Annotated in this window: 21 protein-coding genes; 4 read left to right on the top strand and 17 right to left on the bottom strand. The window is 61.8% G+C overall.

Annotated features, from left to right (window positions below):
- Positions 1 to 44 precede the first annotated feature (44 nt).
- Entirely contained in the window at positions 45 to 383 is a 339-nt protein-coding gene (gene glnK, locus HAQ05_RS14460; RefSeq protein ID WP_190421752.1) for a P-II family nitrogen regulator, read from the bottom strand.
- 412 nt (positions 384 to 795) lie between these two features.
- Here glnK and HAQ05_RS14455 point away from each other — a divergent pair, with 412 nt between their 5' ends.
- The gene (locus HAQ05_RS14455; RefSeq protein ID WP_190421742.1) at positions 796 to 1056 is read left to right on the top strand and encodes an accessory factor UbiK family protein; all 261 of its coding nucleotides are present in this window, start codon (positions 796 to 798) and stop codon (positions 1054 to 1056) included.
- A gap of 163 nt (positions 1057 to 1219) precedes the next feature.
- Positions 1220 to 2131: a LysR substrate-binding domain-containing protein gene (locus HAQ05_RS14450; RefSeq protein ID WP_190421740.1), complete on the top strand. Its 912-nt coding sequence runs from the start codon at positions 1220 to 1222 to the stop codon at positions 2129 to 2131.
- Positions 2132 to 2264: 133 nt separating this feature from the next.
- Here HAQ05_RS14450 and HAQ05_RS14445 read toward each other — a convergent pair whose 3' ends face one another.
- From HAQ05_RS14445 to HAQ05_RS14415, 7 genes are all read right to left on the bottom strand, one after another.
- Positions 2265 to 3530 carry a Zn-dependent hydrolase gene (locus HAQ05_RS14445; RefSeq protein ID WP_190421739.1) on the bottom strand — a complete coding sequence of 422 codons (1266 nt, stop codon included), beginning with the start codon at positions 3528 to 3530 and terminating at the stop codon, positions 2265 to 2267.
- Between the two features lie 69 nt (positions 3531 to 3599).
- Positions 3600 to 4787, bottom strand: a complete 1188-nt coding sequence (locus HAQ05_RS14440; RefSeq protein WP_190421738.1) for an amidase — start codon at positions 4785 to 4787, stop codon at positions 3600 to 3602.
- A 19-nt stretch (positions 4788 to 4806) separates the two neighbouring features.
- Positions 4807 to 5790: an ABC transporter ATP-binding protein gene (locus HAQ05_RS14435; RefSeq protein ID WP_190421737.1), complete on the bottom strand. Its 984-nt coding sequence runs from the start codon at positions 5788 to 5790 to the stop codon at positions 4807 to 4809.
- On the bottom strand, positions 5787 to 6830 hold the full coding sequence (locus HAQ05_RS14430) for an ABC transporter ATP-binding protein (RefSeq protein WP_190421736.1): 1044 nt from the start codon (positions 6828 to 6830) through the stop codon (positions 5787 to 5789). The genes HAQ05_RS14435 and HAQ05_RS14430 overlap by 4 nt, the downstream gene beginning before the upstream one ends.
- Positions 6831 to 6832: 2 nt before the next feature.
- Positions 6833 to 7726 (bottom strand): ABC transporter permease, encoded by an 894-nt coding sequence (locus HAQ05_RS14425; protein ID WP_190421735.1) that lies wholly within the window; start codon positions 7724 to 7726, stop codon positions 6833 to 6835.
- A gap of 2 nt (positions 7727 to 7728) precedes the next feature.
- The gene (locus HAQ05_RS14420) at positions 7729 to 8682 is read right to left on the bottom strand and encodes an ABC transporter permease (RefSeq protein ID WP_190421734.1); all 954 of its coding nucleotides are present in this window, start codon (positions 8680 to 8682) and stop codon (positions 7729 to 7731) included.
- An 84-nt stretch (positions 8683 to 8766) separates the two neighbouring features.
- Positions 8767 to 10440: an ABC transporter substrate-binding protein gene (locus HAQ05_RS14415; protein ID WP_190421733.1), complete on the bottom strand. Its 1674-nt coding sequence runs from the start codon at positions 10438 to 10440 to the stop codon at positions 8767 to 8769.
- 403 nt (positions 10441 to 10843) lie between these two features.
- Between HAQ05_RS14415 and HAQ05_RS14410 the strand changes: the two genes are divergently transcribed.
- Positions 10844 to 11860: a LacI family DNA-binding transcriptional regulator gene (locus HAQ05_RS14410; RefSeq protein WP_190421731.1), complete on the top strand. Its 1017-nt coding sequence runs from the start codon at positions 10844 to 10846 to the stop codon at positions 11858 to 11860.
- Between the two features lie 46 nt (positions 11861 to 11906).
- Here the strand turns inward: HAQ05_RS14410 and HAQ05_RS14405 are convergent, their stop codons facing one another.
- The 9 genes from HAQ05_RS14405 to HAQ05_RS14365 form a co-directional block, all read right to left on the bottom strand.
- Complete coding sequence (locus HAQ05_RS14405; RefSeq protein WP_190421729.1) at positions 11907 to 13196, bottom strand: MFS transporter; 1290 nt, start codon at positions 13194 to 13196, stop codon at positions 11907 to 11909.
- A 45-nt stretch (positions 13197 to 13241) separates the two neighbouring features.
- A complete protein-coding gene (locus tag HAQ05_RS14400) occupies positions 13242 to 14375 on the bottom strand; it encodes a mandelate racemase/muconate lactonizing enzyme family protein (protein ID WP_190421727.1) in 1134 nt (377 codons plus the stop codon).
- 231 nt (positions 14376 to 14606) lie between these two features.
- Positions 14607 to 16628, bottom strand: a complete 2022-nt coding sequence (locus HAQ05_RS14395) for a N,N-dimethylformamidase beta subunit family domain-containing protein (protein WP_190421725.1) — start codon at positions 16626 to 16628, stop codon at positions 14607 to 14609.
- A gap of 109 nt (positions 16629 to 16737) precedes the next feature.
- Positions 16738 to 17499, bottom strand: coding sequence for an SDR family NAD(P)-dependent oxidoreductase (locus HAQ05_RS14390; protein WP_190421723.1), 762 nt, complete (start codon positions 17497 to 17499; stop codon positions 16738 to 16740).
- A gap of 29 nt (positions 17500 to 17528) precedes the next feature.
- Positions 17529 to 18821, bottom strand: a complete 1293-nt coding sequence (locus HAQ05_RS14385; protein ID WP_190421721.1) for a hypothetical protein — start codon at positions 18819 to 18821, stop codon at positions 17529 to 17531.
- An 85-nt stretch (positions 18822 to 18906) separates the two neighbouring features.
- Positions 18907 to 20232 carry a histidinol dehydrogenase gene (gene hisD / locus HAQ05_RS14380; RefSeq protein WP_190421719.1) on the bottom strand — a complete coding sequence of 442 codons (1326 nt, stop codon included), beginning with the start codon at positions 20230 to 20232 and terminating at the stop codon, positions 18907 to 18909.
- A 72-nt stretch (positions 20233 to 20304) separates the two neighbouring features.
- On the bottom strand, positions 20305 to 21069 hold the full coding sequence (locus tag HAQ05_RS14375; RefSeq protein WP_190421717.1) for an ATP-binding cassette domain-containing protein: 765 nt from the start codon (positions 21067 to 21069) through the stop codon (positions 20305 to 20307).
- Positions 21066 to 21926: an ABC transporter permease gene (locus tag HAQ05_RS14370; protein ID WP_190421715.1), complete on the bottom strand. Its 861-nt coding sequence runs from the start codon at positions 21924 to 21926 to the stop codon at positions 21066 to 21068. The genes HAQ05_RS14375 and HAQ05_RS14370 overlap by 4 nt, the downstream gene beginning before the upstream one ends.
- A 220-nt stretch (positions 21927 to 22146) precedes the next feature.
- Entirely contained in the window at positions 22147 to 23145 is a 999-nt protein-coding gene (locus HAQ05_RS14365) for an ABC transporter substrate-binding protein (RefSeq protein WP_190421713.1), read from the bottom strand.
- 448 nt (positions 23146 to 23593) lie between these two features.
- Between HAQ05_RS14365 and hutH the strand changes: the two genes are divergently transcribed.
- A complete protein-coding gene (gene hutH, locus HAQ05_RS14360; protein WP_190421711.1) occupies positions 23594 to 25123 on the top strand; it encodes a histidine ammonia-lyase in 1530 nt (509 codons plus the stop codon).
- Positions 25124 to 25170 lie beyond the last annotated feature (47 nt).

Below are 25170 nucleotides of genomic sequence, written 5' to 3'. Positions count from 1 at the left end.
TTGTTTACTCCTGGGGCTTTTTAGTTATGTGTCGGCTTAGGGCTTTAAATGGCGTCGGTACCGATTTCGCCAGTACGGATACGAATCGCCTGCTCCAGCGGGACCACGAAAATCTTGCCATCGCCGATCTTGCCGGTGTTCGCCGCCTTGCTGATGGCTTCGATGACGCGGTCGAGCTGGTCGTCACCGATGGCGACGTCGATCTTCACCTTAGGCAGGAAATCAACGACATATTCGGCGCCGCGATACAGCTCGGTGTGGCCTTTCTGCCGACCGAAGCCCTTGACCTCGGTAACGGTGATGCCCTGCACGCCGATTTCGGACAGCGACTCGCGAACGTCGTCCAGCTTGAACGGCTTGATGATGGCAGTGACTAGCTTCATGAAACTCTCTCCCGAATTGGTGGACTTGCCCAGGAAAACAAACCCAGCTCAAGTCTAAGCGCAGTGCCTGGCTTTGTAACGCGTTGCCGGTTCCATATCCCGTAACCCGCACCAGAGACCGCTTCTGACGAAACACTTCCCGCTCCGCCTGCGCACTGCATTCGTCTCACGAGACTGCCTCAGTGCATGGGTCAATTGGCACTAAGCAGGTTTCTTGCCACATCTTAATAAACCGCATTTTACAGGCTAGGGGCCGCCCCGCATGGGCCTTGGCCCAGGCCCGCCTCGGCAGGGTTGCACAACATTGGTGCGAAGCGCTCCTGGGCGGAGCGCCAAAACGGTGCGACACCGGCAGCCCAATGAATATAGCCTGCACGTGATAAAATGCTGGCTTTACCGCCAGGAGCCGCCCATGCGCGCCCCCAAAGAATTCATCGATGCCCTCGCCGGCCAGGCTGCACGCTTATTGGACGGCCCCAATGGTAGCACCCGGGCTGAAGCAGAAGGCCAACTGCGCGCGCTGCTGCAAGCCGCCTTCGCCAAGCTCGAATTGGTAAGCCGTGAGGAGTTCGACAGCCAAATGGCCGTGCTTGCCCGCACCCGTACCAAGGTAGACGCCTTGGAGGGCCGCCTGGCCGAACTGGAAGCCAAGGCAGCCGAGCATAACCGTTAAGGTTTGCTGTGGTGTTTATCCCGCAGCGGGCCGCACAATTTTGGTGGCGCCTTTGGCTGCCGGCTCGCATTGCCCAGCCGTAAAACTTATGGGTCAATTCTTGTGCGAACTTCTGAAACACCGCACTAGACTGTTGCCGGTGCCAGCGAATACGGGGTAAGGAATGAACCGCAACGAATTGCGCAAGGCCGATATCAACCTGATGGTCGTGTTCGAAACACTGATGCAAGAGCGCAACGTCACACGCGTGGCCGAGAAGCTTTTTCTAGGCCAGCCCACGGTGAGCGCGGCCTTGAACCGCTTGCGCACGTTGTTCAATGACCCGTTGTTCGTGCGCGTTGGGCACCGTATGGAACCCACCGCGCGCGCCGAGGAAATCATCAAGCACCTTTCGCCGGCGCTCGATGCGATGTCGGTAGCGTTGAGCCTGTCGCAAGATTTCTCCCCATTGGAAAGCACCATGACCTTCCGCCTCGGCCTCTCCGACGACGTGGAATTCGGTTTGCTGCCGCCGCTGCTGCGGGCCCTGCGAACCGAAGCACCGAATGTGGTGGTGGTAGTGCAGCACGTCGATTATTGGCGCATTCCCGACCTGCTGGCCTCGGGCGAAATCACCGTGGGCATCACCCAAACCCGGGGCCTGCCGGCCAACGCCAAGCGCAAGTTGCTGCGGCGCATGCATGCCCGGGTATTGCGGGCCGACAAGTCGGATGCGCCGCTGACCCTCGATGAATACTGCGCGCGCCCCCATGTGCTGGTGTCACATACGGCCAATACCCGGGGTATCGCCGACGAATGGCTCGATGAAATCGGCCGCACGCGCCACGTGGTGCTCTCGGTGCCGCAATTCAGTTCATTGCCGGCGATCCTGGCCGGCACCGACCTGTTGGCGGGTTGCCCCGACTACGCGGCCACGGCCATGCTCGGCTGGGGAGGGCTTTACGCCGAAACCTTACCGTTCGACACGCCGGCACTGGAACTGTCGATGGTGTGGTTGAGCATCTCCGACAGCGACCCGGCCGAGCGCTGGTTACGCTCGCGCTTGGAACTGTACATGGGCGACCACAAGCCCTGATATTTATAGCGATAGCGGCTGTTTCACGCTGCCGGCTGGGTTGAGCGTGCAGCGCCATCAAGGGGGTGGGCCAAGCGGCGTTGGCCCGCCCAATAGCATGAGGCGGGCATTAGCCGGCTGAAGCTGCCTACGGTTACTGGGCGGCGCTGACCATCGCCCGCAGCAGCACCGCACAGCCAGCAGCCAAGTCCCCGGGCGCGGCGTTTTCGATTTCGTTATGGCTGATGCCCCCTTCGCAGGGTACGAAGATCATCCCCGCCGGCCCCAATTCGGCGATGAAGATCGCATCGTGCCCGGCGCCGCTGACGATATCCATATGGCTCAAGCCCAACTGCAGCGCCCCCTCGCGCACGGCATCGACGCAGCGGGTGTCGAAGTCCAGGGGCGGAAAGTCCGCCGTGGGCTCAAGTTCGAAGGCCAGCCCGTTATCCGCACAGGCTTGTTCGATCGCTTGGCGCACGTCATCGACCATTGCCTGCAGTTTGGCGCTGTGCAGGTGGCGAAGGTCGATGGTCATTTTCACCTGGCCCGGAATCACATTGCGCGAGCCGGGGTGAACGCTCAGGCAACCGACCGTGCCGCAGGCGTGAGGCTGGCTGGCATGGGCGACCCGGTTGACCGCGGTGACCACTTGGGCGGCACCAACCAGGGCGTCTTTGCGCAGCGCCATCGGCGTCGGGCCGGCATGGGCTTCCACCCCGCTCAAGGTCAAATCGAACCATTTCTGACCCATGCACCCCATCACAACGCCGAGGGTGGTGTGTTGGTCTTCGAGGATCGGGCCCTGCTCGATATGCGCCTCGAAATACGCACCCACCGGGTGGCCCAGCACGGCGCGGGCACCGGCATAGCCGATGCGTTGCAGTTCTTCCCCCACCGCCAGGCCATGCTCGTCCCGCTTGGCCAGGGTTTCGGCCAAGTCGAATTTCCCGGCGAACACCCCCGAGCCCATCATGCAGGGCGGGAAACGCGAGCCTTCTTCGTTGGTCCACACCACCACTTCGACGGGGGCTTCGGTTTCCACGCCAAGGTCGTTCAGGGTGCGAATAACCTCCAGGCCGGCCATCACCCCGAAGCAGCCATCGAATTTGCCGCCGGTAGGTTGGGTGTCGATATGGCTGCCGGTCATCACCGGCGCGCGCTGTGGGTCCCGGCCGGGCCTGCGCGCGAAGATGTTGCCAATCCCATCGACCGTGACGGTGCAGCCCGCCGCTTCGCACCATTTTACGAACAGGTCACGGGCCTGGCGGTCCAGGTCGGTCAAGGCCAAGCGGCAGACGCCACCTTTTGCCGTGGCGCCCAACTGCGCAAGGTCCATCAACGATTGCCACAGGCGTTCGCCATTGACCAAGGGCGCAGAGGTGTCGAAGGGGCTTGCGGGGGCGAATTGAGTGTTCATGACGTTCTCCTGTCAGCCATGCCGGTAGCGGCATCCATTGGCGAATCATTTGTGCGGGTGGCGGGTGCTTTAACGGCCAGGCCGTGCCTGCGCCGCGATCCGCACCGCCAGCTTGACCAGGCTCAGATCGCTGCCCTTGGGCCCCATCAGCGAGATACCCAAGGGCGCGCCCTCTTTGCTGGCCAACGGCATATTGAGTTGCGGTGTGCGACACAACACGGAAATGGCCAGCAAGTGATGGGAAGTACGCCGCGCCTCTTCGATTTCGTCGTCCTTGGCGCTGAGCAGCGGCGCAATGTCCGGCACCGTTGGCATGATCAGCACACGGTTGCCCAGCAACTGTTGCCAGCGGCCGGCAAACACCTCGCGCAGCGCGCAGGCATCGGTGTATTGCTCATCGGTCACGGTTTTAGCCCAAGCGAAGCGCGCGGCGACATCGGGGCCGAGAACCAAACCATTGCGCTCGATGAAATCGCCCTGGGCTAGCCATGCTTCGCGGCCCTGGATATAGCGGAACGCCCAGTAGCCATCGTGCAGTGAAGGCAGCTCCCCCTCAAGCTTATGCAACGGCGCGAACGCTGCACCGATCTGCGCCAAGGCCGGGGCCAACGCCTCACGGGAGGCGCCGGGTATCAGGGCAAACAGCTCGTCACTGATCACCCCTTGCGGCTGCTCCGGCAAGGGCGACGTGTCTTCGCCCAGCAGGCATTGGCCCACCCGCCCGAACAGCTCGGGGTCGCGGGTGAAATACCCGGCGGTGTCCATGCTTTCGCACAGGGCCTGGGTATTTTCGAGGGATACGCGGCCGTGGCTCGGGCGTAGGCCGAACAGCCCGCAATAGCTGGCGGGTGTGCGCACCGAGCCGCCGGTATCGGTGCCCATGGCAAAATCGCACAGGCCATTGGACACCGCTGAGGCTGACCCCGAAGACGACCCGCCGGGGATCCGCTCGGGGGCCGCACCGTTGCGCGGCGTACCGTAATGCGCGTTCTTCCCACTCATGGAGAAGGCCATCTCATTGGTGTGGGCCTTGCCGACCAGTTCGGCACCGGCATCGAGCAAACGTTGAATCACTGGCGCGGTGCTGCGCTTGATCCCGGACATCGCCAAAACATGGGGGTTGCCGCCGCCGGTAGGGTAACCGGCAACGTCGAACAGGTCTTTGGCGGCAAAGGTATAACCGGCCAGCGGGCCGCTGGGGGCATGGGCGACTTCGGCGGCCGGGTAAGGCATGAAGGCAAAAGCAGAGTCAGTCATTGCAGGCACTCGCAGAGGGTTAGATAGGCAGCCGGTTCCAGTGATGGCAACACACGGAATGGTCGGCGAGAACGGCCTCGATCGCCGGTACCTCGCTACGGCACAGGTCGCTCGCTTGTGGGCAGCGAGGGGCAAATGCACAACCGGCAGGCAGATTCGCCAGGTCTGGCGGCGCGCCAGGGATACTGACCAGCCGCTCGCCTTTGCGCAGGCCATCCTTGGGGCGGGTCCCGAGCAGTACCCGGGTGTAGGGGTGCTGTGGGTTGTTCAGCAGTTCGGCCAATGGCGCTTGTTCGACAATGCGCCCGCCGTACATCACCGCGATCCGGTCGGCCACTTCCACCGCGGCGGCGATGTCGTGCGTCACGAAAATAATCGACAGCCCCAGGGCCTGCTGTAATTCCCGTAGCAGGATCAAGATCTGGATCTGCACCGTCGCGTCCAGTGCGGTGGTCGGCTCGTCCGCCAGCAGCAGCTTTGGCTGGCAGGCCAGCGCCAGGGCGATCATCGCCCGCTGGCGCATGCCGCCGGACATCTCGTGAGGGTAGGCGTCCAGGCGTTGCTCCGGGCTTGGAATTCGCACGCTACGCAGGGCCTCCAGGGCCGCCTCGCGGGCGGCGGCCCTGGGCATTGGCCGGTGGCGGCGCAGCGTTTCGATAATCTGCTGGCCGATGGTGTATACCGGGTCCAATGCCAACAGCGGCTCTTGGAAAATCATCGCCGCCACCGGCCCGCGCAGCGCTTGCAGTTGGCGGCGAGACAACGCCATAAGGTTTTGCCCGGCGATTTCTATCCGGCCCTCGATACGGGTGGAGCGCTCGGCGTGCAGGCGCATCAAGGCACGCAGCGTCACGCTTTTGCCCGAACCGGATTCGCCGATCAGCGCCAACACCTCGCCCCGCGCCACCGATAGGTTCACCCCGTTAACGGCCGCCAGGGTCTGCCCACCGCGCTTGAAACGCACCTTGAGGTCTTGCACGGCAACCATGGGTTGTTCGCTCATGCCGAAGCTCCTGTGTAGATCAACCCGGCGGGCGGGCTTTGGCTATGGCCGGCCCCCGGCTGCACCATCAGGCACGCGGCATAATGGTGATCGCCGGTGGTGGTCAACTGCGGTGCAGCCTGCGCGCATACAGCTTCGGCATGGGGGCAACGGGTGTGAAAGCGGCACCCCGGCGGCGGGTCGATCGGGCTGGGCGGGTCGCCCGACAGTGGCGAAACCCGCGTGCGGTTGCCCGGGTCCATGGACGGCATGGAGGTCAGCAGCGCTTGGGTGTACGGGTGTTGCGCCGCGCTAAACAGCGCCTGGGTGGGGCCAACTTCGACGATTTCGCCGAGATACATGACCATGATCCGGTCAGACAAATAGCGCACCACATGCAGGTCGTGGCTGATGAACACGTAGGTCAGTTGCAGGCTGGCCTTGAGGTCGAGCAACAGGTTCAATACCTGGGCTTCCACCGATTTATCCAAGGCCGACACCGCTTCATCAAGGATCACCAGGCGCGGCTCCACGGCCAGGGCGCGGGCGATATTGACCCGCTGGCGTTGCCCGCCAGACAGCTCGTGGGCATAACGCCCGGCAAAACGGGTGGGTTCCAGGCCCACCCGGCCCAATAGGTCACGGGCACGCTGTAACGCCTCGCGCTGGCTGACACCATGCACCGACGGCCCAAACGCCACCGCTTGTTCCATGGTCAGGCGCGGGTTAAGTGACGAGTAGCTGTCTTGGAACACCATCTGCACCTGGCGCCGGTATTCGCGCAGCGGCAACTGATGGCCGCCGACGGCCATGGCGTCGAACACCAGCTCGCCGCTGTCCTGTTGGATCAACTGCATCAGCAGCCGGGCAGTGGTGGATTTACCGCAGCCCGACTCCCCCACCACACCGAGGGTTTCGCCCTTGCGCACGACGAAGTCGATGCCATCGACCGCACGGACCACGCGGCGCTTGCCCAGCCCTCCCTTGGTGGGGAAGTGCTTGAGCAGTTTTTCCACCCTCAACAGGGGTTGCGCCGGGCCGCCAATATCGCGTTGGGTCATGGTCAACTCCGCACGGCCATGGCCGCCCGCAAGCGGTCGGCCAGCACGTTGAAAGAGATCGAGGTGATGAAAATCATCGCCCCCGGCAGGGCCGACACCCAGGGCTGGGTATAAATGGCGGTGCGCAGGGTGTTGAGCATCAGGCCCCACTCCGGTTCTGGTGGGGTAACGCCCAACCCCAGGAACGACAGGCCCGATGCGAGAATCATCGATACCGAAATCAAACCGGTGGTGAACACAAAGATCGGCCCCAGTACATTGCCCAGCACCTGGCTTCGGATGATGGTGAACGCACCGGCGCCGGAGGCCCGCGCCGCTTCGATGTAATCGCGGTTGCGCACCTGGGTCGTCACGCTTTCGGCGATCCGCGCCACCTGGGGCACGAACACCAGGGTCAGGGAGATCAGTGCGTTGTTCACCCCGGCCCCCAGGGCCCCGGAAAACGCTATCGCCAGCAACACCGATGGGAACGCGTAGAACACATCGACGGTGCGCATGATCAGGCTGTTCAACCAGCCGCCGAAATACCCCGCCACCACGCCGATGGCACCGCCAATGAAAAAGGCGAACACCACCGGAGTAATGCCCATGAACAGCGACAAGCGCGTACCCAGCATCAAGCGTGACAGCATGTCGCGCCCCAACTCGTCGGTGCCCAACGGGAAGCCCTCCGTACCGATAGGCTTGAGGCGCTTGAACATCGAAGTGGTGAACGGGTCGCCCGGCACGGCCCACGGGCCCAATACCGCCAGGGCCAGCAACGCCAGTATCACAGCGGCCACCGCCAAGGCTATCGGGTCGCGACACACCCGGTTGAACACTTCACCCCAGTAACCCGGTGAGCGTTCGACCGGGGCTATGGCCGGCGCGGCAGGCCGCAGCATCGATAGGTTCATGCTCAGCCCCTTTTGATACGTGGATCGAGCAGCGTCTGCAGGATATCCACCAGCAGATTAAGCACGACGAAAAACAAGGCCAGTACCCAGATGGTGCCCTGCAATAACGGCAGGTCGCGCTGGAAGATGGCTGAGTTGAGCAGCAAGCCGGTACCGGGCCAGGCGAATACGGTTTCCACCAGAATCGAGCCGCCCATGAGGTAGCCGATTTGCAAGCCCATGACCGCCATGGCGGTGGGCGCGGCATTCTTCACCACGTGCCGGAACAGCCCCCACTCCCCAAGGCCCTTGGCGCGCAAGCCAACGATGAACTCCTGGGCGAGAATTTCCGCCACCTGCGCCCGCACGGTGCGGGCGATGATGCCGGTTGGAATCACCGACAAGGTAATGGCGGGCAGGACCATGAATTGCAAATGCGCCCAATCCCACGCCCAGGCCGATTGGCCCATGGGGCCACCACCGGTTGCCGGCAGCCAACCCAATTGCGAGGAAAACACGATGACCATCAGCATACCGAGCCAGTAATGCGGCACGCTCACGCCGATGGCGGAACAGGCCGAGGCGAGCTTGTCGAGCCAACTGCCCTGAAAATAACCGCCCACAAAGCCGAACAGGCTGCCGAACATAAAGCCGATCACGGTCGCCAACACCGCTAGGCGCAATGAATAGCCCACCGCATTGAACACCTCGCTGGCCACGGAACGGCCGCTGGCGATAGACATGCCGAGGTCGCCATGGAGCGCATGCCAAAGCCACAGGCCGAATTGCACGGGTAACGGCTTATCGAAACCATACGCCTTGACCAGTTGCTCGCGCAGCGCCTCGGAGGCGTCCGGTGGCATCACCGACACCAGCGGGTCGCCAGGCGCGAGGTGCACAAGCATGAAACACACCAGCGCCACGCCCAGCAGAATCGGGGTCGCCAACAGCAGGCGACGAAAGGTATAGGCAAGCATGGGCTTCCTCCCTCGGGTCAATCACGGTTCGGCCATCACTGCAGGGGTGCAACTACCGACCTGGATGAAACCTGCAGGCCGTTTTCAGTCCTGCTTGGAAACCAGGGCCAAGTCGATAAACCAGCTTTGCGGCTGAACCACGCCGGTGACCTTCGGCGAAATGGCGCGGGGGCCTACGTCGTGGGCGACGTAGAGAAACGGAACTTCATCGACGATGGCGGCATGCAGCTTGGCGGCCGCTTCGTCCAGCGCCTTGGGGTCGAAGGCGTTACGCACCGCGGTGATCAATTGCTCCACTTGTGGCGACTTGAAGTAACCCCAGTTGTTGGATACCGGCGGGAACGCCTTCTCGCTGGCGAAGCGCACCATGCCAAAGTAAGGGTCCATGACCGCGGAACTGACATTGATCGCATTGGCGCCCTGGGCGGCCGGGTCTTTGGCACCCAAGCGCCAGCCGCTGAACAGCGTATTCCATTCGGTGACCGCGATTTCTACATCGAAGTAGCAGCTTTTCAGGCTCTGCTGGATGTACTCGTTCATGGGCAGCGGTTGCATCTGCCCGGAGCCCGAGGCTGAGGTCAGCACCTTGACCTTGATCGGGTGGTCCTTGCTGAAGCCTGCATCGGCCATGAGTTTTTGCGCCGCGGCGGGGTCGTATTTGATCTTGAAATCGGGGTTGCCATACCACGGCGAATCTTTCTCGTAGGTGCCGGTGGCCTCTTGCATGTAGCCGCCCAGGTACGCCTTCAGCTCGCTGCGATCCAGGCACAGGTTGGCGGCTTGGCGCACCCGTTTGTCGAGCCAGGGCGAGCCGGGGGCAAACGAAAACTGCCAGGGCCACAAGTGCGGTTGGCCATTGGCGTAGATCTTGAAGCCCTTGCTCTTAAACTGGTCCATGGCATCCGGCGCCGGCGCTTCGATCCAGTCCACCTGGCCCGATAACAACGCCGCGGTACGGGCATTGGCCTCAGGCAAGGGGATCAACACCACGTGGTCGACCTTGGGCACGCGCTTGGGGTCCCAGTAGCCGGGGTTTTTATCCAGCACCAACTCTTGGCGCGGCACCATACGGTCCATTTTGAACGGCCCGGTACCCACCGAGTGGCTGGCGAAGGCGGTCCAGGCCAGCTTCGAGCGCTCGGCCGGGTCGGTGACAGCGGCCGGCACCGCCGCGAAGTCTTTTTGCCAAGCGGTCGGCGAGGCGATGAACAGGTTGGTCAGGTTGTAAGGCAGTACGGCATCGGGCTCACTGGTCGTCACTTCAACGGTCAGGTCATCGATTTTGCGCGCGCCGGTCAAGGTGGGCATGCGCGACAATGTCAGGCCGATTTGCCCTGGCGCATATTGCGGGGCTTGCTTGTCGAGCACCTTATTGACGTTCCACACCACGGCATCGGCATTGAATGCAGTGCCGTCGTGAAACGTCACACCGGGGCGCAATTTGAACACCCATGTTTTGTGGTCGTCGGGCTTTACCGCCCATTCAGTCGCCAGCCCAGGCACCAGGGTGCTGGGTTTCTCGCCTTGTGACAGGTCCCACTCCACCAGCGAGTCGAACATGGTGATCCCGGTGAAGCGGTTACCCTCATAGCCTTGGTCCGGCTGGCCGTGGGTCAAGGGGATGTCCGCCGCGGTCATGGCGATACGCAACGTGCTTTCGGCCTCGGCGGCCAAGGGTGAAAACGCGGCGACAGCCAGGGAAGCGGCCAATGCCAGGCGGGTAAAGCTACGTGCGCAGGTGACTGAAGCATGCGTCATGGCGGATCCCCATCGGTCAGGTAAGGCGACGGTCAGGGCTGAGGCAATGCACATACCAACTTTTTCCGCCCTAACCTGTGGCTTTCTGAGTTTTCGCAAAATTAACTGGTTTATCAGGTAGATATAGCGCTTTAAAAAACGCCAAAAAAATTTACCCAAACGTTTGCGTAGCGTTGGGCAGCGGTTTGTGCAAGCTTTTGGTACGCGACGCTCCATCGTGGCGCAACCAGCGTGTTTTAGCGTGGTGGCCCTGAAGTTTGCACACGAGGCGCCCCGGTAAATGCGGCTGGGTGCAGCCCGCCCCTGAGCCCTCATTGAGGTTGAGCGTGAAGGTAAGCCTGTGCAGCCGCGCTACTAAATGCGAGCATTGCGCCCTGCTAACCCGCGCTTTCAGGCATACCCCATGAACAGACGCCCGGCCACGCTTCGCGCTATCGCCCAGCAACTCAATGTGCATGTTTCGACGGTTTCACGGGTGCTCAATGGCACGCTGGATCACGCCGGGCGCGCGGCATCCAAAGAAACCATCGAGCGCATTCGCACCCTGGCGGCCAGCCTGGATTACCAACCCAACACCCACGCCCGAACCCTCAAGACCCGCCACAGCCACGAGATCGCCGTGCTGGTTCCCAGGCTTTCGGACATCGTGCTAGCAACGATCTACGAAGGCATCGACGAAGCCGCCAGTGCCTCGCGCTATACGGCATTCGTGGCCAACACCCTCGACCGCCCCGAACGCCAACGGGAACGCGCCGAGCGCGCGCTGGCGCGCAACGTCGAGGGCCTGATCATCAGCGATGTGCATTGCACGGCGCAGCCGGGTTTTCTCGAAGAGCTGGAAGAGCGCCAGGTGCCGTTCGTGCTGGTGAGCCGGCGGCGCGGCGAACATTGTTCGGTCACGTCGGACGACGAGATGGGAGGGCGCTTGGTCGCCGAGCATTTATTTGCCCAAGGCCATACCCGCGTGGCGGTGATCGCCGGCGAGCCGCACAGCAGCAACGCGCGGGAGCGTACCACCAGCTTTGTCGAGTATTACCGCGAGCGCGGCGTAGCAATCGCCGCCGAGCGGGTTATCCCAGGGCATTTCGATACCGAGGCCGGCTTCAGCATCGCAGAACGCTTGTTGACCCATCCACAGCCGCCGACCGCCATCTTCGCCGTGAATGACTTCCTCGCCATCGGCCTGTTCGGCGCCATGCGTAATCGCGGCCTAGTGGCCGGGCGCGATATCGCGGTGGTCGGTTACAACGACACGCCCCTGGCCGCGCACCTGCAATTGACCAGCATCAGCACCCACATGCACGCCCAGGGCGTGCGTGCGGTGGCCATGCTGCTCAAGCGAATCGCCGGTGAGCCGGTGCAGTCCTATCGGTTCCCGGCCTTGCTGAAGGTCCGTGCCAGCAGCCTTTGCCGGCCCTGAGGTTACCCGGTTGCACGGTTGCTTTGGCAACGCTGGGCGGCGCCGCTCAGGCCTGGCGCAGCGGCTGTGCCACGGGCCGGGGCCGGGAGCGCACGGCGAACAGTACCACCAGCATGCCCGCGCCAGCCACGCTCGCGGCGGTGAGGAAGGCTGACGCGTAGCCACCACCCAGTTGCACCAACAGGCCGGTGAGCGACGGTGAAGCGATGCCGGCCAGGTTCGCCAACAGGTGAACGAAACCGCCGGTGCCGCCGACGCGGTTCTTCGGCACGATGTCTTGTATCAAGGCCCAGCAGATTTGCGGGGTCACGAACAGGAACACACTCGATACGGTAATGCAGGCCACCGCCGCCTCCAGGGAAGACACCTGGTTCACCCACAGTACGCACAGTGCCGCCACGCCCAAGCCCAGGGTGAGCATGATCTTGCGCGCCACGATAACGTTATTCAGGCGCTTGGCCAGCCAATCGGTGACCGCGCCACCGCCCATAAAGCCCACGGCGGCGCCCAGCCAAGGGATGGTGCCAACGATGCTCATGCTTTTCACATCCAGGTGCTGGGCATCCATTAGGTAGCTGGGCAACCAGGTCAGGAAAAAGTACAGCACGTAGTTGAAGCAGAAGAACGCCAGCGCCACCGCCAGCACCGGGGCGGAGAAAATATAATGGGCCAGGCCCTTGCCGTCGTCGGTTTCGATCCCGGTTTCGGTCACCGCCTCGGCGCGGCTGCGCTCGATCAACTGGCGCTCGGCGGCGCTGACGCTGGGGTGGTCGGCCGGTTGGTCACGGAACCAACGCAACCAGGCGGCCAGCCAGGCCAAGCCCAGCACAGCGATGACCACGAACGACACCCGCCAGCCGAAGTGCAGCGCCACCAACCCTACCACCGGTGACGCCAACGCCGCCCCCAAAGGCTGGCCACAGTTGGTGAAGCCGATGGCGCGGCCCGCTTCTTCACGGGGGAACCAGTTGGTGATCGCCTTGTTGGTGGTGGTGCCCATCGGCCCCTCACCCATGCCGAACACCACCCGGTACACCAACAGTTGGCCATAACCGGTGATGGTCGCGGTTAGGCCGCAAAATATCGACCACGTGCCAGCCGCCCAGCCGAACACCTTACGCGGGCCGAAGCGGTCTGCCGCCCACCCGCCGATAAAACACAGGGCGCAATAGCCGATGAAAAAACTGCTGAAGATAAACCCCATATGCAGGTCATCGACGTGCAGTTCAGCTTTGACCATGGGCGCCACCACCGACAGGGCGGCGCGGTCCAGGTAGTTGAGCATACCCGCGCCGAACAACAGCGCGGCGATCCGCCAGCGGTACTGAGTGAACATGGTAAAGCCCTTTATTTTTGGAATCGGCAAGGCCACGGGAGGGGGTTAGGCCACCCGGGCGTGAGCAATGCAATAACGCGCCATCACGTCTGCGTCCGGGGCGAAGCCCAAGCCCGGGCGCTCCGGTAGGCTCAGGCGCGGGGTGAACGCAAGCTGCGGATACAACAGCGCTTCGAACTCGATGAACGGCACCTCCACCGCCACCTGCGCCGGCAATAGCGTGCACAGGTGCGCCACGGCAAGCAGCCCAGGGCCGAAGTAGAAGCAATGCGGTACCACCTGTACGCCATAGCCCTGCGCCAAGGCGAAGACTTCAAGCATGGCGGTGATGCCACCGACCTTGGCCACGCTAGGTTGTATGATGTCTACCGCGCGCTGATCGAGCAGGGCGCGGATGCCATTCACTCCGGCGGCATTCTCGCCGGCCGCCAACGGCACACCTTCCCGGCGCACCTGGGCCAAGCCATGGGCATCATCGGGTGGCCATACAGGCTCCTCGAGCCAGGTCAAACCGAGCTCACGTAATTGCCGCGCGGTGGCAGCGGCCTGCTCCACCGACCATGGGCAGTTCACATCGACCATCAACTGCCCGGCCTCGGCTGGCAACGCCTGGCGGGCCGCGGCGATCGCCGGGTACTCGGTTTCGTGCAGCTTCACCTTGGTAAAGCCGGCCTCGCGCGCACGGCTCACGTGCAAGGCAACGGTTTGCGGATCGTTGCCATAACTGACCAAGCTGGCATACAGCTCCAATTCCCGCGGCTGGCCACCGAGGTACTGCCACAACGGCTGGCCCGCCTGCTGCGCGGCCAAGTCCCATAGGGCGATGTCCATGCCGGCCAGGGCATAGGCGACCGGCCCGCTGCTGCCGAACCCGTGCAGGGCCTTGCGCGCCGCCTCCATCGCCCGGGCACGCTCAGTGATGTGCACACCGATAAACTGTGGGCTAACGAGGGTTTTCAGGGCTTCGAAGGTGACCGGGTTCGAACCGTGGCCGAATGCCTCGCCCCATCCGACGTGGCCGGTATCGGTGTGAACCTTGACGATCAGGCTTTCCATGCGGCTGTGGCGGGGCGAAGCGGCATTGAAGGCATCGTCATCTTGCACCGCACCCACATGGCGGCGGGCGCCGGCGGTGAACGGTACGCTGAGGCGCAACAGCTCTACGGCAATGATTTTCATACGAGCAGGTCTTTTTGAAATATTTGGAAACCAGTCCTCATACGTTATCGTACAAGCAGCGGCGTGCCAACCTTGTTTACCAAGGCCGGCACCGGCTCAGGGTGCTGCAGGCAGGTCGCTGATGAAGTGGTTTGGACGTTGCGGCTCCCTTTTGAAGGCGCCTTTTGCTGCCGGCTCCTTTCCGATAACACCGTTGCGCCGCCAATTGGTGCGAACGTCGAACACCCTCCACTAGCATGCCTCGACGCCATCAGCGGGTGGACCAACCCCCGGGTCGAAATAGGCCACCAGGTTGCCCATGATCACTCCAACGTCGTTCTGCCCCTGCGAACTCGGCAGCGCACCCAGCCAGCAAACCGAACCTACGGCGAAAACGATGCCCCCGGCGGGGGTGTTGCGTAACGTCATGTGGGCGACCAGTGCGTGGCGCTCAGCAGGGTCGTATAGCTCGCCGTCTTCCCACACGTAACCGTCCAGGAACGGGCCGGCTTCTGCCAGTAACTTCGTTTGCGCGGGGGTGCCCCATTTGTCGCTGACCCGGTCGATTTCATAGCCCGCTGGCCCCCCGAGCAGCAATCCCGGTGCGTCGATGTGGTCGCTTTGCACACCACGGAACAGCCATGCCAGCTCTGCTGAATAACTGGCCGGGCGCCGTTTGTAGGGCAGCGCGTGGGTAAACCCCATGCCGGTGGAACCAATGCCCGTGAGCCGGTGCTCTGGCTTACCTCGCCACCGCCAGAGCCCCCCAGCCTCACCCGTCAGGGACACATGGCCTTCGCCGGGCCTGCCTTCCCAGGTGCGCGTGCCGGTAACCCCGCGCCGCACCTCGATCCCGCGGCTGCTCGCCGCCGTAGCCCAATAGAAGCCGTTCCCTCCCAGGTAGGCGAGCGAGCCGCCCGCTTCCAAATGGGTGTGAAGCGCCTCATGCATTGGGCGCGTCCAATATTCCGGGTGGCTGCCGGTGAACAGCGCTTGGTAGCCCGCGAGTGCGGCATAACCTTCCCGATCAAGGTCGTGGTCAGTGATCACGTCGACCTGGGCGCCGCCTCTGGCGAAAAAGCGCAAGGCGTGCAGGTCTAGCGGAAAACCATGCGGGCCGCCACATAACGGGTAAATGTAATCGGGCCTTACGGTGACCCACGGCTTAGGCGAGCTGGCCCAACTGACCCCTGAACCATCTTGATGCCGGTCGTACAGGCTCAACCATCCGTTATCCTGGGCGAACCTGTGCCCACGATCCTCTGCAAGCCACGGGAAAAGCGCCTCGGGCAGCGCTTCGTTGGCATAGGCCTGATAGGTGAACGTGGGCAGTAGAAACACAATCTTCGCCGCCGGCGCCGCAGCCCTCACCACGAATGGAAATGTTTCGGCCAAAGCCCCATGGGATAAGGTCAGCCCATATACGCCGGGCGTAGCGTCGGCAGCGACTTCAAGCAGATAACTCGCCGGCCAGTCAAAGGGCGGTTGGTCATCTTCGTGCAGGTGCACCGCGGCATAGTGATCGGGGGCCAGGCGCGGATCGTGAACGGTACCGTCCCAGTGCGGCCCGGTAACCGCGAACGTGGGTGCCCCGTTAACACGAAGCGCGCAACGGGCCCCGCTGCTGTCCGGGATAGCCAGCGTGGGTTGGAAGGGGAAATCCCACCGGGATTCGCCGGTTTCGTCGGCGTATCGGATATGGGCTATTTTGGCGTTGATACCGGGCGTCGATGCGCGGTTGTCGCTTCCTAGAACAACCTTGCCCACTGCCGCAAAAGGCCCTGCCAATTCAAAGGAACAAACCCCTTGGAACGGAAGGGTAACTGAAGCAACAACCCGTTGGGCTGTACCCACCAAACACAGCCGAACCCACTGCAATAAAGGAACCTGCGGGCCAACGGCTTCGGTACCCGCATGCCTGAGGCAAAGGTTCCCCTCGGCGGTAATGAATAGCCCAAAGGCCTCAGTGCCGATCACACACCGCTCGGCCAGCGAATAAAGCTCAAGCTGGAATTCCAGCTGCCAGGGCGCCTTTTGCGCGCCGATATCGAGCTCTAACCAAGAGCCGGCCGTGGCCTGCTGGATACCGAGGTCTGCCAGTTGGGTGACTGCGCAAACGGCGCTGGCTTCGTTCCGGTCCAGCGCGGTAATCGACACCGCTGGCCGCGCGCACAGGGACGATGCATGGAACGACAAGGTAGCCCCGGCCGTGACCGACAGGGAAGCGAAGTATCCAACCGCGAACATCGAATCATGGTTCAGCACCCGCCTCATTACCCTGCCCTCGCTGTTGTCTCATTCACCTAAGGCGGCTGGCAACTGCCTGCAATAGCAGGCCTTGCACCGCCAAAAGGGTGCGCCCCTCCGAGCATCAGCCCGCGGCTCAGATACCGGCCAAGTACCCGCCATCCACGTACAACACCTGCCCGGTGATGTAGCTTGCCGCCGCAGAACTCAGGAAAATGGCAGCGCCCGAAAGGTCATCCAGCCTGCCGAGCCTGCCCAACGGTACCTTCTGGCGCATGGTGTTTTGCCATTGCGGATCGTCGTAGAACACCTGGGTCATGTCCGTCTCGAAGTAACCTGGGCCGATAGCATTGACCCTGATACCCAAAGGCGCCCATTCCGTGGCAAGGCCCCGTGTCATGCCCAGCAACCCCGATTTGGATGAGCCATAGGGCACAGCGCCTGGCACGCCAACGGCGCTTGTGAGCGAGCAAAGGTTCAAGATCGACCCGCCCTTGCCGAGCATCAGCTTTGCCGCCCCCTGGGCGCAGAAGAATGCCCCCTTCAGGTTCACGTCCACGATCGCATCCCACGTGGCTTCATCGACCTCCAGCGAGCCCTTGAGCCTTTCTACGCCGGCGTTGTTAACCAGCACATCGAGGGCACCGAACTCTCCCTCGATGAAACGAAACGCCGCGGTGATGGACTGCAGGTCCGCAACATCCATCGACACCACCGTACATTCACCGCCGGTGGCCACAATCTCTTGTTGAAGGTTCTCGAGCTTGCGCGTGTCCCGCGCCGCCGCTATGACCGCAGCGCCCCCGCCGGAAAACGCCAACGCGAGCGCACGCCCGATGCCCCGCGAGGCGCCGGTAATGAGGACCTTTTGGCCTGATACCGAAAACGATGTAGCCATGCCCAGTCCCTCCCCACGGCGTGATAAACCTAGGCAATTGCCGAAAACAGGCGGCTGAACTGGTCAGCCCCTGCAACCGGCTCGCTGCCGGCGCTGATGGCAATGGCCAGCCCCAATGCGGAGCTGTCGGGCGTATGCCCGCCATTGCCACCGGCGCGTAGGTCCAGTACCAGCGTCGGGCAGCAGAACAATGCCAGGCGCATCACCCGTTGCCAATTCAGCGGTAACAGGTTCCGGGCTTTCAGCTCGGCAATGAGCGGCTTCCAGTATTCGCGGGCCTTGCTCGCCAAAAAAGCCTCGCGAAGCGGCGAAAGGTCCCAGTCAAAGTCGACATGTATGCGGCCGCCCTCTATGCGGGTGTAGACCTTGTAACGCTCAGCGACGCGCGCGGGCTCGTACAACCACAATGGGTGCGCAAAGATGTTATGAAAGGTCGCTTTGATTTCTGCAAGCAGTGCGGGGATATGGCGCCCCGCAAAGGCGGGATCGAAGCTGACCAGCCGTGCTTCGCCCTGGGTGTCTTCGAACCAGACATTCGCGTTATGGGCATCGCCATGGGCCGTGACCACACCGTGGCCAGCCAGCTTTGCCGGGGCCAATACGTCGCCGGCTTCCAAGAACAGCTCTTCAAGCGTGCGGTTGTATTCCAGCCCGTTGATCACCCACTTCAGCGCCTTGAGCACGTCCCAGCTCACTTCGGCCCCCGGGAAGGTGAACCGCTGGCCTACGTAGTTGCGATAAACGCGACCGCCGAGGCCATCGCGTAACTCCGGGGTGGCGAGCCGGTGATGGAATAACTGATGTACCGGCTCCTTGACCACGGCCGCGGGGTTTCCCACCTTCAGCGTGCGCAGCGCAATATCGAGCGCCTCCTTGTCGTAGCACGCTTGCGCGCGGACAACACGCTCCATGTGCTGCCAGCCGGCCGCTTCTTCGATGTTGCGGCACACATCCGCGAGCCGTAGGTCTTCCCGGAGCCCATAGAACAGAATCTGCCGCCCCGGCTCACCACAAGCGTAAACCGGCACATCCACGCGGTACCCCGCGGCCCGGAGCAATTCAGCGTTGTAATACTCTTCAATGGTTTTATCTTCGCCTTCTTCATTGTGATATTTGAAGAAGAAGTGACGGCCGTCCACTAACGTGGCTACGCCATTCAATGAATTCAGGCTGTACTGATCGCGGTTGATCTTCAGGTCTATTGCCTGGGTGCCAATAACCTCTGTCACCAACTCAAGCAGCTTGGTACGGGCACCGCCCCAATCACCCTGCTTGGCCAACGCTCTGGCTTGGGCTGCCAACGGTTCGGAGGGCTCACGCATCTCGGCTTCCTTCAATAAAATCGATAGGCCACCACGCCATACTTATCGGTGCATATACCTGGCAGGGCGTGCGCCTTTGTGTGGGTTATTGGCCGTTGCGAATGATCTCTTTACGCAACGGCGAAACCGCCAAGGCGTGAGCGCTGAAGCCTTCGTATAGGGCGAACCCATGGGCCTGTTCGGCCAGCTCATCGTAGCCGGCGCGGGTCACATAACCCACCGAGATGCGTTTCATGTAGTCGAACACCGAGAGCGGGCCAGCGGTTTTGGCGGCGCCATTGGTTGGAAGCACCGCATTGGGCCCCAGCACGAAGTTCCCGAGCGTGACGGGGGTGTAATTGCCCAACAGGATCTCACCCGCATTGCGAATGCGCGTCATCACCGCCATCGGCTCTTCTGCAAGAATCTCCAAGTGCTCAGGGGCGTACTCGTTTACCCAGTCGACGGCGGTGTCAAAGTGGTTGGTGAGCACAATGCCTCCATGCTCACCGCACAGCACGGCCTGTGAAAACTCGGCCCGTTGCGGATCGAGCATGGCCCACAAACCGGGCAGTGCGGCCATCACGCCTTCGGCCACCGCGCGGCTATTGGTAACCAAATAAGCCGAAGAGTCCGGGCCGTGCTCGGACTCGATGATCAAGTCCAACGCCGCCAGGCTTGGGTTAGCGGTGTGATCCGCCAGCACCACACTTTCGCTGGGCCCGGCCGGGGTGCCGGGGTCGATCAGGTGCGACAACTGCCGCTTGGCGCTGACCACCCACGGCGAGCCGGGGCCGACGACCTTCAGGCATTTCGGAACGGTTTGGGTGCCATAGGCCACGGCCGCCACGCCTTGCGCACCACCACATTTGTAGACTTCTTCGATGCCCACCAGGCGCGCGGCTACCAACGTCGCATCGTCAACGGTGCCATCCGGGCCGGGCGGGGTGATCACTATCGGCCGGGGCACGCCCGCCACGATGGCCGGAATCGCCGTCATCAACAGCACACTGGGGAAAGACCCTTTACCCCGGGGCACATAGCACGCTACCGAATCGATAGGTACATGGCGATCACCGGCAAAGGCGCCCGGGCGCATTTCTTTCAGCCACATGTCTTCTGGCTTCTGGGCGGTATGGAAGGCGCGAATATTGTCGGCAGCGTAGCGAATCGAGTCGACCACCTTCGGGTCCATGCGCGCCAAGGCGGCGTCGAACTCGTGTGGCTCGGCGCGAATCGACAGGGTGCTAGCGGTGACCCGATCGAAATCCTTGGCAAAGCGGACCAAGGCCGCATCGCCTTCGGTACGCACCGCCTCGATAATCGGCTTAACCTTCTCGGCGAAGAACGAAAGGTCGGCTTCGGTACGCTTGAACAGGTTAGGCGGCAGCACGTCAACGGTGGTGAGGTCGTGAAAGGTCGGTTGTTTCATACAACACTCCAAACGTGTCGGTTATCGGTAAGGCACGGTCCCAATTTTGCAGCCAACGCCTGAAACACCACACTAGGCTTGGGCCGTCGTATCCTGGCGAATCAGGCCAAGCACATGCCGCTGGATGTTCAGAAATTCGGGCAGTTCACAGGTAGCCTCAACCCGTGGGCGATGTAATGGAACATCGATAATTTCTTTAATGTGCCCAACACCCATCACCACGACCCGGTCGGAAAGGTAAACCGCTTCCTCGACATCATGCGTAACAAACATCACGGTCAACCGGTGGGCTTCCCACACCTGGGTCAACAATGCTTGCATCTGCCGCCGGGTCATTGCATCCAACGCACCGAAGGGTTCATCCATCAATAATATTTTAGGGCGGTAGGACAGCGCCCGAGCAATTGCCACCCGCTGCTTCATGCCACCGGACAATTCACTGGGGTAGGCGTGTGCGAAAGCGCTTAAATTAACCAGGGCCAGATGTTCAAGGGCGATCTCTTTACAGGCCTTGGCACTGTTACCCGCAGCCTTGAGTGCAAACTCAATATTACCCAACGCCGTCAGCCAGGGCAGCAAGGTGTAGGCTTGGAATACAACGCCGCGGTCCATTCCGGCGCCCTGGATGGGCTGCCCATCCACGGTCACATTGCCGCCTTCGAAGTCTTCGAGGCCAGCGGCGATAGACAGCAGGGTACTTTTGCCACACCCGGAGGTGCCGACGACCGAAACGAACTCGTTGTCGGCCAGCGTTAGACTAATTCCGTTGAGCACCTGCTTCACCTTGTTGTTGATGGTGAAACTTTTTTGAAGGTTGTGGATGGCTAACGTACTCACGGCCGCTTCCTATTGTAACGGAACAATACTTTCTCTCCGGCACGCATCGCTTGGTCGGTGATCAAACCGAGAATGCCCAGGAATAGGATGTAACCGATGATGGTATCGGTTTGGAAAAAGCGCTGGGAGACGGTGATTCGGTAACCCAGGCCAGAAGTAGACGCAACCAGTTCGGCCAACACCAGCCAGGTCCAGGCCCACCCCAGGCTTACGCGCAAGGCGTCCCAAATGCCTGGCATCGCGCTCGGCAGCACGATCTTCCACAGAATCTTCTGGTCGCTCATGCCCAGGGTTCTACCCAGGCCAATGAAATCGGCCGGTACACGCTTTACCGCGTCCATGACCATCAGCACTTGCTGAAAGAATGTGCCCAACCAAATGATCAGAAACTTTTGGAAGTCCCCAGTGCCGCTCCATAAAATAGTCAGCGGTACGAAAGCGACCACTGGCATATACCGCACGAAATCCACAAAGGGCTCAATGGCTGCCTTCCAAAAACCGTAGGTACCCGCTAACGTTCCAAACAGTATGGCCATCACAGAAGAAACCAAAAAGGCGACACTGATCCGGTAAATACTCACCTCAAGGTCAGTCCACAAGGTTCCGTCCGCTGCCAACTGCGCCATTTTCGCCAACACGGCATTGGGCGCTGGCAGGAAAATAGGCGGCACAATGCCGAGCACACTGAATACCCACCACGCCACGGCGATCACAACGAACACCGATACCGCAATGCCGAGATAGGCTGCCCTGGTTGGCTGGCGGCCAATCACAAAAAGAGTTCCCCGTTTGTGACGTTTTGGTGCGACGGTATCGACCACTGCGCCTTTCCCTCTATCGATTTCGACGTCACTCATCACTGCCTCGCCCGCCTCACTCATTTACCCGGGGTGGATAGCGCACGCTTTTGCCTATGCGCTATCCCGCCCGCCATGGTAGCCAGTGACCAACCCGGGTGAACCGAGTGTGTTGTCCGAGAAGCTCGCACCACAGTTGCCGAGTGGCTGTGATCGCCTGCCAACACCGCGCGGCAGCGACATTCACGGGTCAACTCGTGCGAACTTCTGAAATACCGCACTAGTTTTTCTGCCTTACGAATTGGCCGTCGATCAGGGTATTAGCATCGACTGGCTTTTGTGGGCTGACCAGTTGGGCCTCGATCGCCGCCTTCAGTACCATGGGAAACGTCTTTTCCTTGAACACACCTTCCAACTCGCTGGTGTTCTGCGCGAAGTCGTAATACTCGACACCGTCGAAAGCGCTCGCCAGGTCTTCCGGGCTTGCCCCTACTGCCTTGGCGATCACGGCTCGGTCGGACGCGGTATTGGCGCGGTAATGGGTGACTGCATCACCCCACGCATTGACCAAGGCCTGGACCTGGCCAGGGCGCTTGCTGATCACGTCTTCACGTATCACCAATACATCGCTGATGATGCCGGGCTGGTCTTTGCCGCTGAACAGTACGTTGAGCTTGGCATTCTGCTGGTGGGCGGCAGTCAGGTAAGGCTCATAGGTCACCGCGACCGGTACCCGGCCTGCTATCAATGCGCTGCCGGCGTTACTCGCGGGCATCGGAACCGGCTTGATATCAACCCATTGCAAGCCAGCTTTGGCCAGGGCGGCATGGAGCAGAATGTCGCTGGTCGTACCCTCTTCAAAGGCAATTTCCTTGCCCTTGAGGTCTTGCACACGCTTGATGTCGGGCGCCGCGATAACCGCATCTGCCGTCATGCTCTGGTCTAGCAACATCACGATTTTTACTGGCAAGCCCGCCGAAACCATGCCCATGGCGGTGTGGGTAGCGATCGTCGCGGCATCGAGCTGCCCGCTTGCCAGGCCGGCGTTGATGTCTTTGTCTTCGTTGAAGTTGACCAGCTCAACTTTTTCCAAGCCGCGCTTGGCGAAGAAGCCTTGCGCCGCGGCCACATGCATCGGGCCGTAGCCTAGCCAGGGTTCCACACCCAGCTTGAGCGCACCGGGCTCAACGCTGGGCTGGGCGGCCCAAGTCGCCGCGGCTACCGTTAGCGTACACGCGCCGAGCAGAAACCTGACCGCATTTTTCAGCAACTGATTCATGTTGTTTCTCACTTATGGTTGGAAAGCACGGTTCGCCCGGCTGTTCGTGCAGGCTTGCGCAGCAGGGCGCCCCAAGCCACCGAGAAGAGGCTGCCTAGCCTTAACACGTATATACATGTAAGCACGCAGCGTGCCTGATCGCCTTGTTGCTGTGGAAAACCTCCAGCGCCCTGTTCACCCGGGGCCCCCTGCTAGGCGGGCTGACCTGCTAGGGCCGCCAGGCAAGCCGTTTGCGCGGGGAAATCGCCTCAAAATAGGGCCGCGTACGTAACGCCCTGTGCGATCGGAGTGCAGGGATTGGTAACACCTTACGCGCGAGCGCCCTGTCGCTTTCACCTTAAAGGCTTATAAGTACAGGCGGGAATGGCACGGCCCGCGTTTGGTCTATATATTGCTTATCCTGTATATACATGCACACCTGACCTGGGCCATTTTAAGGTACATCGTAATGACGCAAGCTCTGCTCCTGAAACCGGGCCACCTTACCCTCGCTCAACTGCGTACCCTCTTCACCGAGCAAGCGCCTATTGAGCTGGACCCTGCCTGCCATGCCGACATCCGGCGCAGCATTCGCACCGTGGCCGAGATCATTGCGAACGAGCGTACCGTTTATGGCATTAACACCGGGTTCGGGCTGCTAGCGCGCACATCCATTCCGACGCAGTCGCTGACCAAGCTGCAGCGTAACCTGTTGCTCTCTCACAGTACGGGTACGGGCCCTATTTTGGATGATGCGACCGTGGGGCTGGTCATGGCACTGAAGGTCGCCTCGCTGGCCCGTGGCTATTCCGGCGTGTCCTTCGAGGTGATCGATGCGCTGACCAAGCTGTACAACGCCAAGGTATTTCCATGCATACCGTCGAAAGGGTCGGTGGGCGCCTCCGGTGACCTCGCCCCTCTCGCGCACATGTCGTGTGCGCTTATCGGTGTGGGTACGGTGCGCTGTGCAGGCCGCGAAATGCCTGCCGTCGAGGGCCTTGCGATGGCCGGGCTCAAGCCCTTGGAGCTGGGGCCAAAAGAAGGGTTGGCGCTGATCAACGGCACCCAGGTGTCAACAGCCCTGGCTTTGCGCGGCCTGTTCGCCACCGAGAAGCTGTTCAGCGCCGCCGTTGTGGCCGGCAGCATGACGGTGGAGGCGCTGAAAGGCTCTTATGTGCCCTTCGACCCCCGTATCCAGGCCGTGCGCGGCCAAGTGGGCCAGGCGTTGGTGGCCGGGCTATATCGGTCGTTGCTGGACGAAAGCGAAATACACAATTCCCACGAGCTTTGCACGCGGGTACAAGACCCTTACTCCTTACGCTGCCAACCGCAAGTCATGGGCGCTTGCCTGGACCATATCCGTTTCGCCGCCGATATTTTCTTGCGTGAGGCCAACGCGGTGTCGGACAACCCGCTGGTGTTCTCCGCCGACGGTGACGTGTTGTCGGGCGGTAACTTCCATGCAGAGCCCGTCGCCATGGCGGCCGATACCCTCGCCTTGGCCATTGCGGAAATAGGCGCGCTCTCCGAGCGGCGTATGGCGCAACTGGTAGACCCTGCCCTGTCCGGCTTGCCGGCATTCCTGGTGAAAGAAGGCGGCCTTAATTCGGGCTTCATGATCGCCCAGGTAACCACCGCGGCGCTGGCCTCGGAAAACAAGACGCTGGCCCACCCGGCCTCGGTGGACAGCCTGCCGACCTCGGCAAACCAGGAAGACCACGTATCGATGGCAACGTTTGCCGCCCGGCGCCTTGAAGACATGGCCGGTAACAGTGCTGCAGTGGTCGCCATCGAGGCGCTTGCCGCGGCCCAGGGCATCGATTTTCATGCACCGCTCAACACCACCAAGAAGCTGGCCGAAGTGATGGCGATGATTCGCAGCGAAGTGGCTACCTACGACGAGGACCGCTATTTCGCCCCGGATATCGTCGTCGCCCGCAACTGGGTTGAAAGCGGCGCGTTCACCCGCTGGGTCTGCGTACAAAGCCTTTACGCTTAAGCCGTAGCCGTAGCTGCGTAGCAAAGCAGCGGGCCTTCCAACCGCGT

Origin of the sequence: Pseudomonas typographi (assembly GCF_014694385.1) — a bacterium.
Taxonomy (GTDB): Bacteria; Pseudomonadota; Gammaproteobacteria; order Pseudomonadales; family Pseudomonadaceae; genus Aquipseudomonas; species Aquipseudomonas typographi.
This window is presented reverse-complemented; position numbering and strand designations above follow the sequence as displayed.

Bases quoted from the DNA above. Each gene is read 5' to 3' on its own strand.
- HAQ05_RS14445 (WP_190421739.1), bottom strand. From the start codon at position 3,530: ATGAACACTCAATTCGCCCCCGCAAGCCCCTTCGACACCTCTGCGCCC.
- hisD (WP_190421719.1), bottom strand. From the start codon at position 20,232: ATGAAACAACCGACCTTTCACGACCTCACCACCGTTGACGTGCTGCCG.
- HAQ05_RS14395 (WP_190421725.1), bottom strand. From the start codon at position 16,628: ATGAGGCGGGTGCTGAACCATGATTCGATGTTCGCGGTTGGATACTTC.
- glnK (WP_190421752.1), bottom strand. From the start codon at position 383: ATGAAGCTAGTCACTGCCATCATCAAGCCGTTCAAGCTGGACGACGTT.
- HAQ05_RS14370 (WP_190421715.1), bottom strand. From the start codon at position 21,926: ATGAGTGACGTCGAAATCGATAGAGGGAAAGGCGCAGTGGTCGATACC.
- HAQ05_RS14365 (WP_190421713.1), bottom strand. From the start codon at position 23,145: ATGAATCAGTTGCTGAAAAATGCGGTCAGGTTTCTGCTCGGCGCGTGT.
- HAQ05_RS14430 (WP_190421736.1), bottom strand. From the start codon at position 6,830: ATGACCCAACGCGATATTGGCGGCCCGGCGCAACCCCTGTTGAGGGTG.
- HAQ05_RS14440 (WP_190421738.1), bottom strand. From the start codon at position 4,787: ATGACTGACTCTGCTTTTGCCTTCATGCCTTACCCGGCCGCCGAAGTC.
- hutH (WP_190421711.1), top strand. From the start codon at position 23,594: ATGACGCAAGCTCTGCTCCTGAAACCGGGCCACCTTACCCTCGCTCAA.
- HAQ05_RS14385 (WP_190421721.1), bottom strand. From the start codon at position 18,821: ATGCGTGAGCCCTCCGAACCGTTGGCAGCCCAAGCCAGAGCGTTGGCC.
- HAQ05_RS14415 (WP_190421733.1), bottom strand. From the start codon at position 10,440: ATGACGCATGCTTCAGTCACCTGCGCACGTAGCTTTACCCGCCTGGCA.
- HAQ05_RS14435 (WP_190421737.1), bottom strand. From the start codon at position 5,790: ATGAGCGAACAACCCATGGTTGCCGTGCAAGACCTCAAGGTGCGTTTC.
- HAQ05_RS14425 (WP_190421735.1), bottom strand. From the start codon at position 7,726: ATGAACCTATCGATGCTGCGGCCTGCCGCGCCGGCCATAGCCCCGGTC.
- HAQ05_RS14410 (WP_190421731.1), top strand. From the start codon at position 10,844: ATGAACAGACGCCCGGCCACGCTTCGCGCTATCGCCCAGCAACTCAAT.
- HAQ05_RS14405 (WP_190421729.1), bottom strand. From the start codon at position 13,196: ATGTTCACTCAGTACCGCTGGCGGATCGCCGCGCTGTTGTTCGGCGCG.
- HAQ05_RS14455 (WP_190421742.1), top strand. From the start codon at position 796: ATGCGCGCCCCCAAAGAATTCATCGATGCCCTCGCCGGCCAGGCTGCA.
- HAQ05_RS14390 (WP_190421723.1), bottom strand. From the start codon at position 17,499: ATGGCTACATCGTTTTCGGTATCAGGCCAAAAGGTCCTCATTACCGGC.
- HAQ05_RS14450 (WP_190421740.1), top strand. From the start codon at position 1,220: ATGAACCGCAACGAATTGCGCAAGGCCGATATCAACCTGATGGTCGTG.
- HAQ05_RS14400 (WP_190421727.1), bottom strand. From the start codon at position 14,375: ATGAAAATCATTGCCGTAGAGCTGTTGCGCCTCAGCGTACCGTTCACC.
- HAQ05_RS14420 (WP_190421734.1), bottom strand. From the start codon at position 8,682: ATGCTTGCCTATACCTTTCGTCGCCTGCTGTTGGCGACCCCGATTCTG.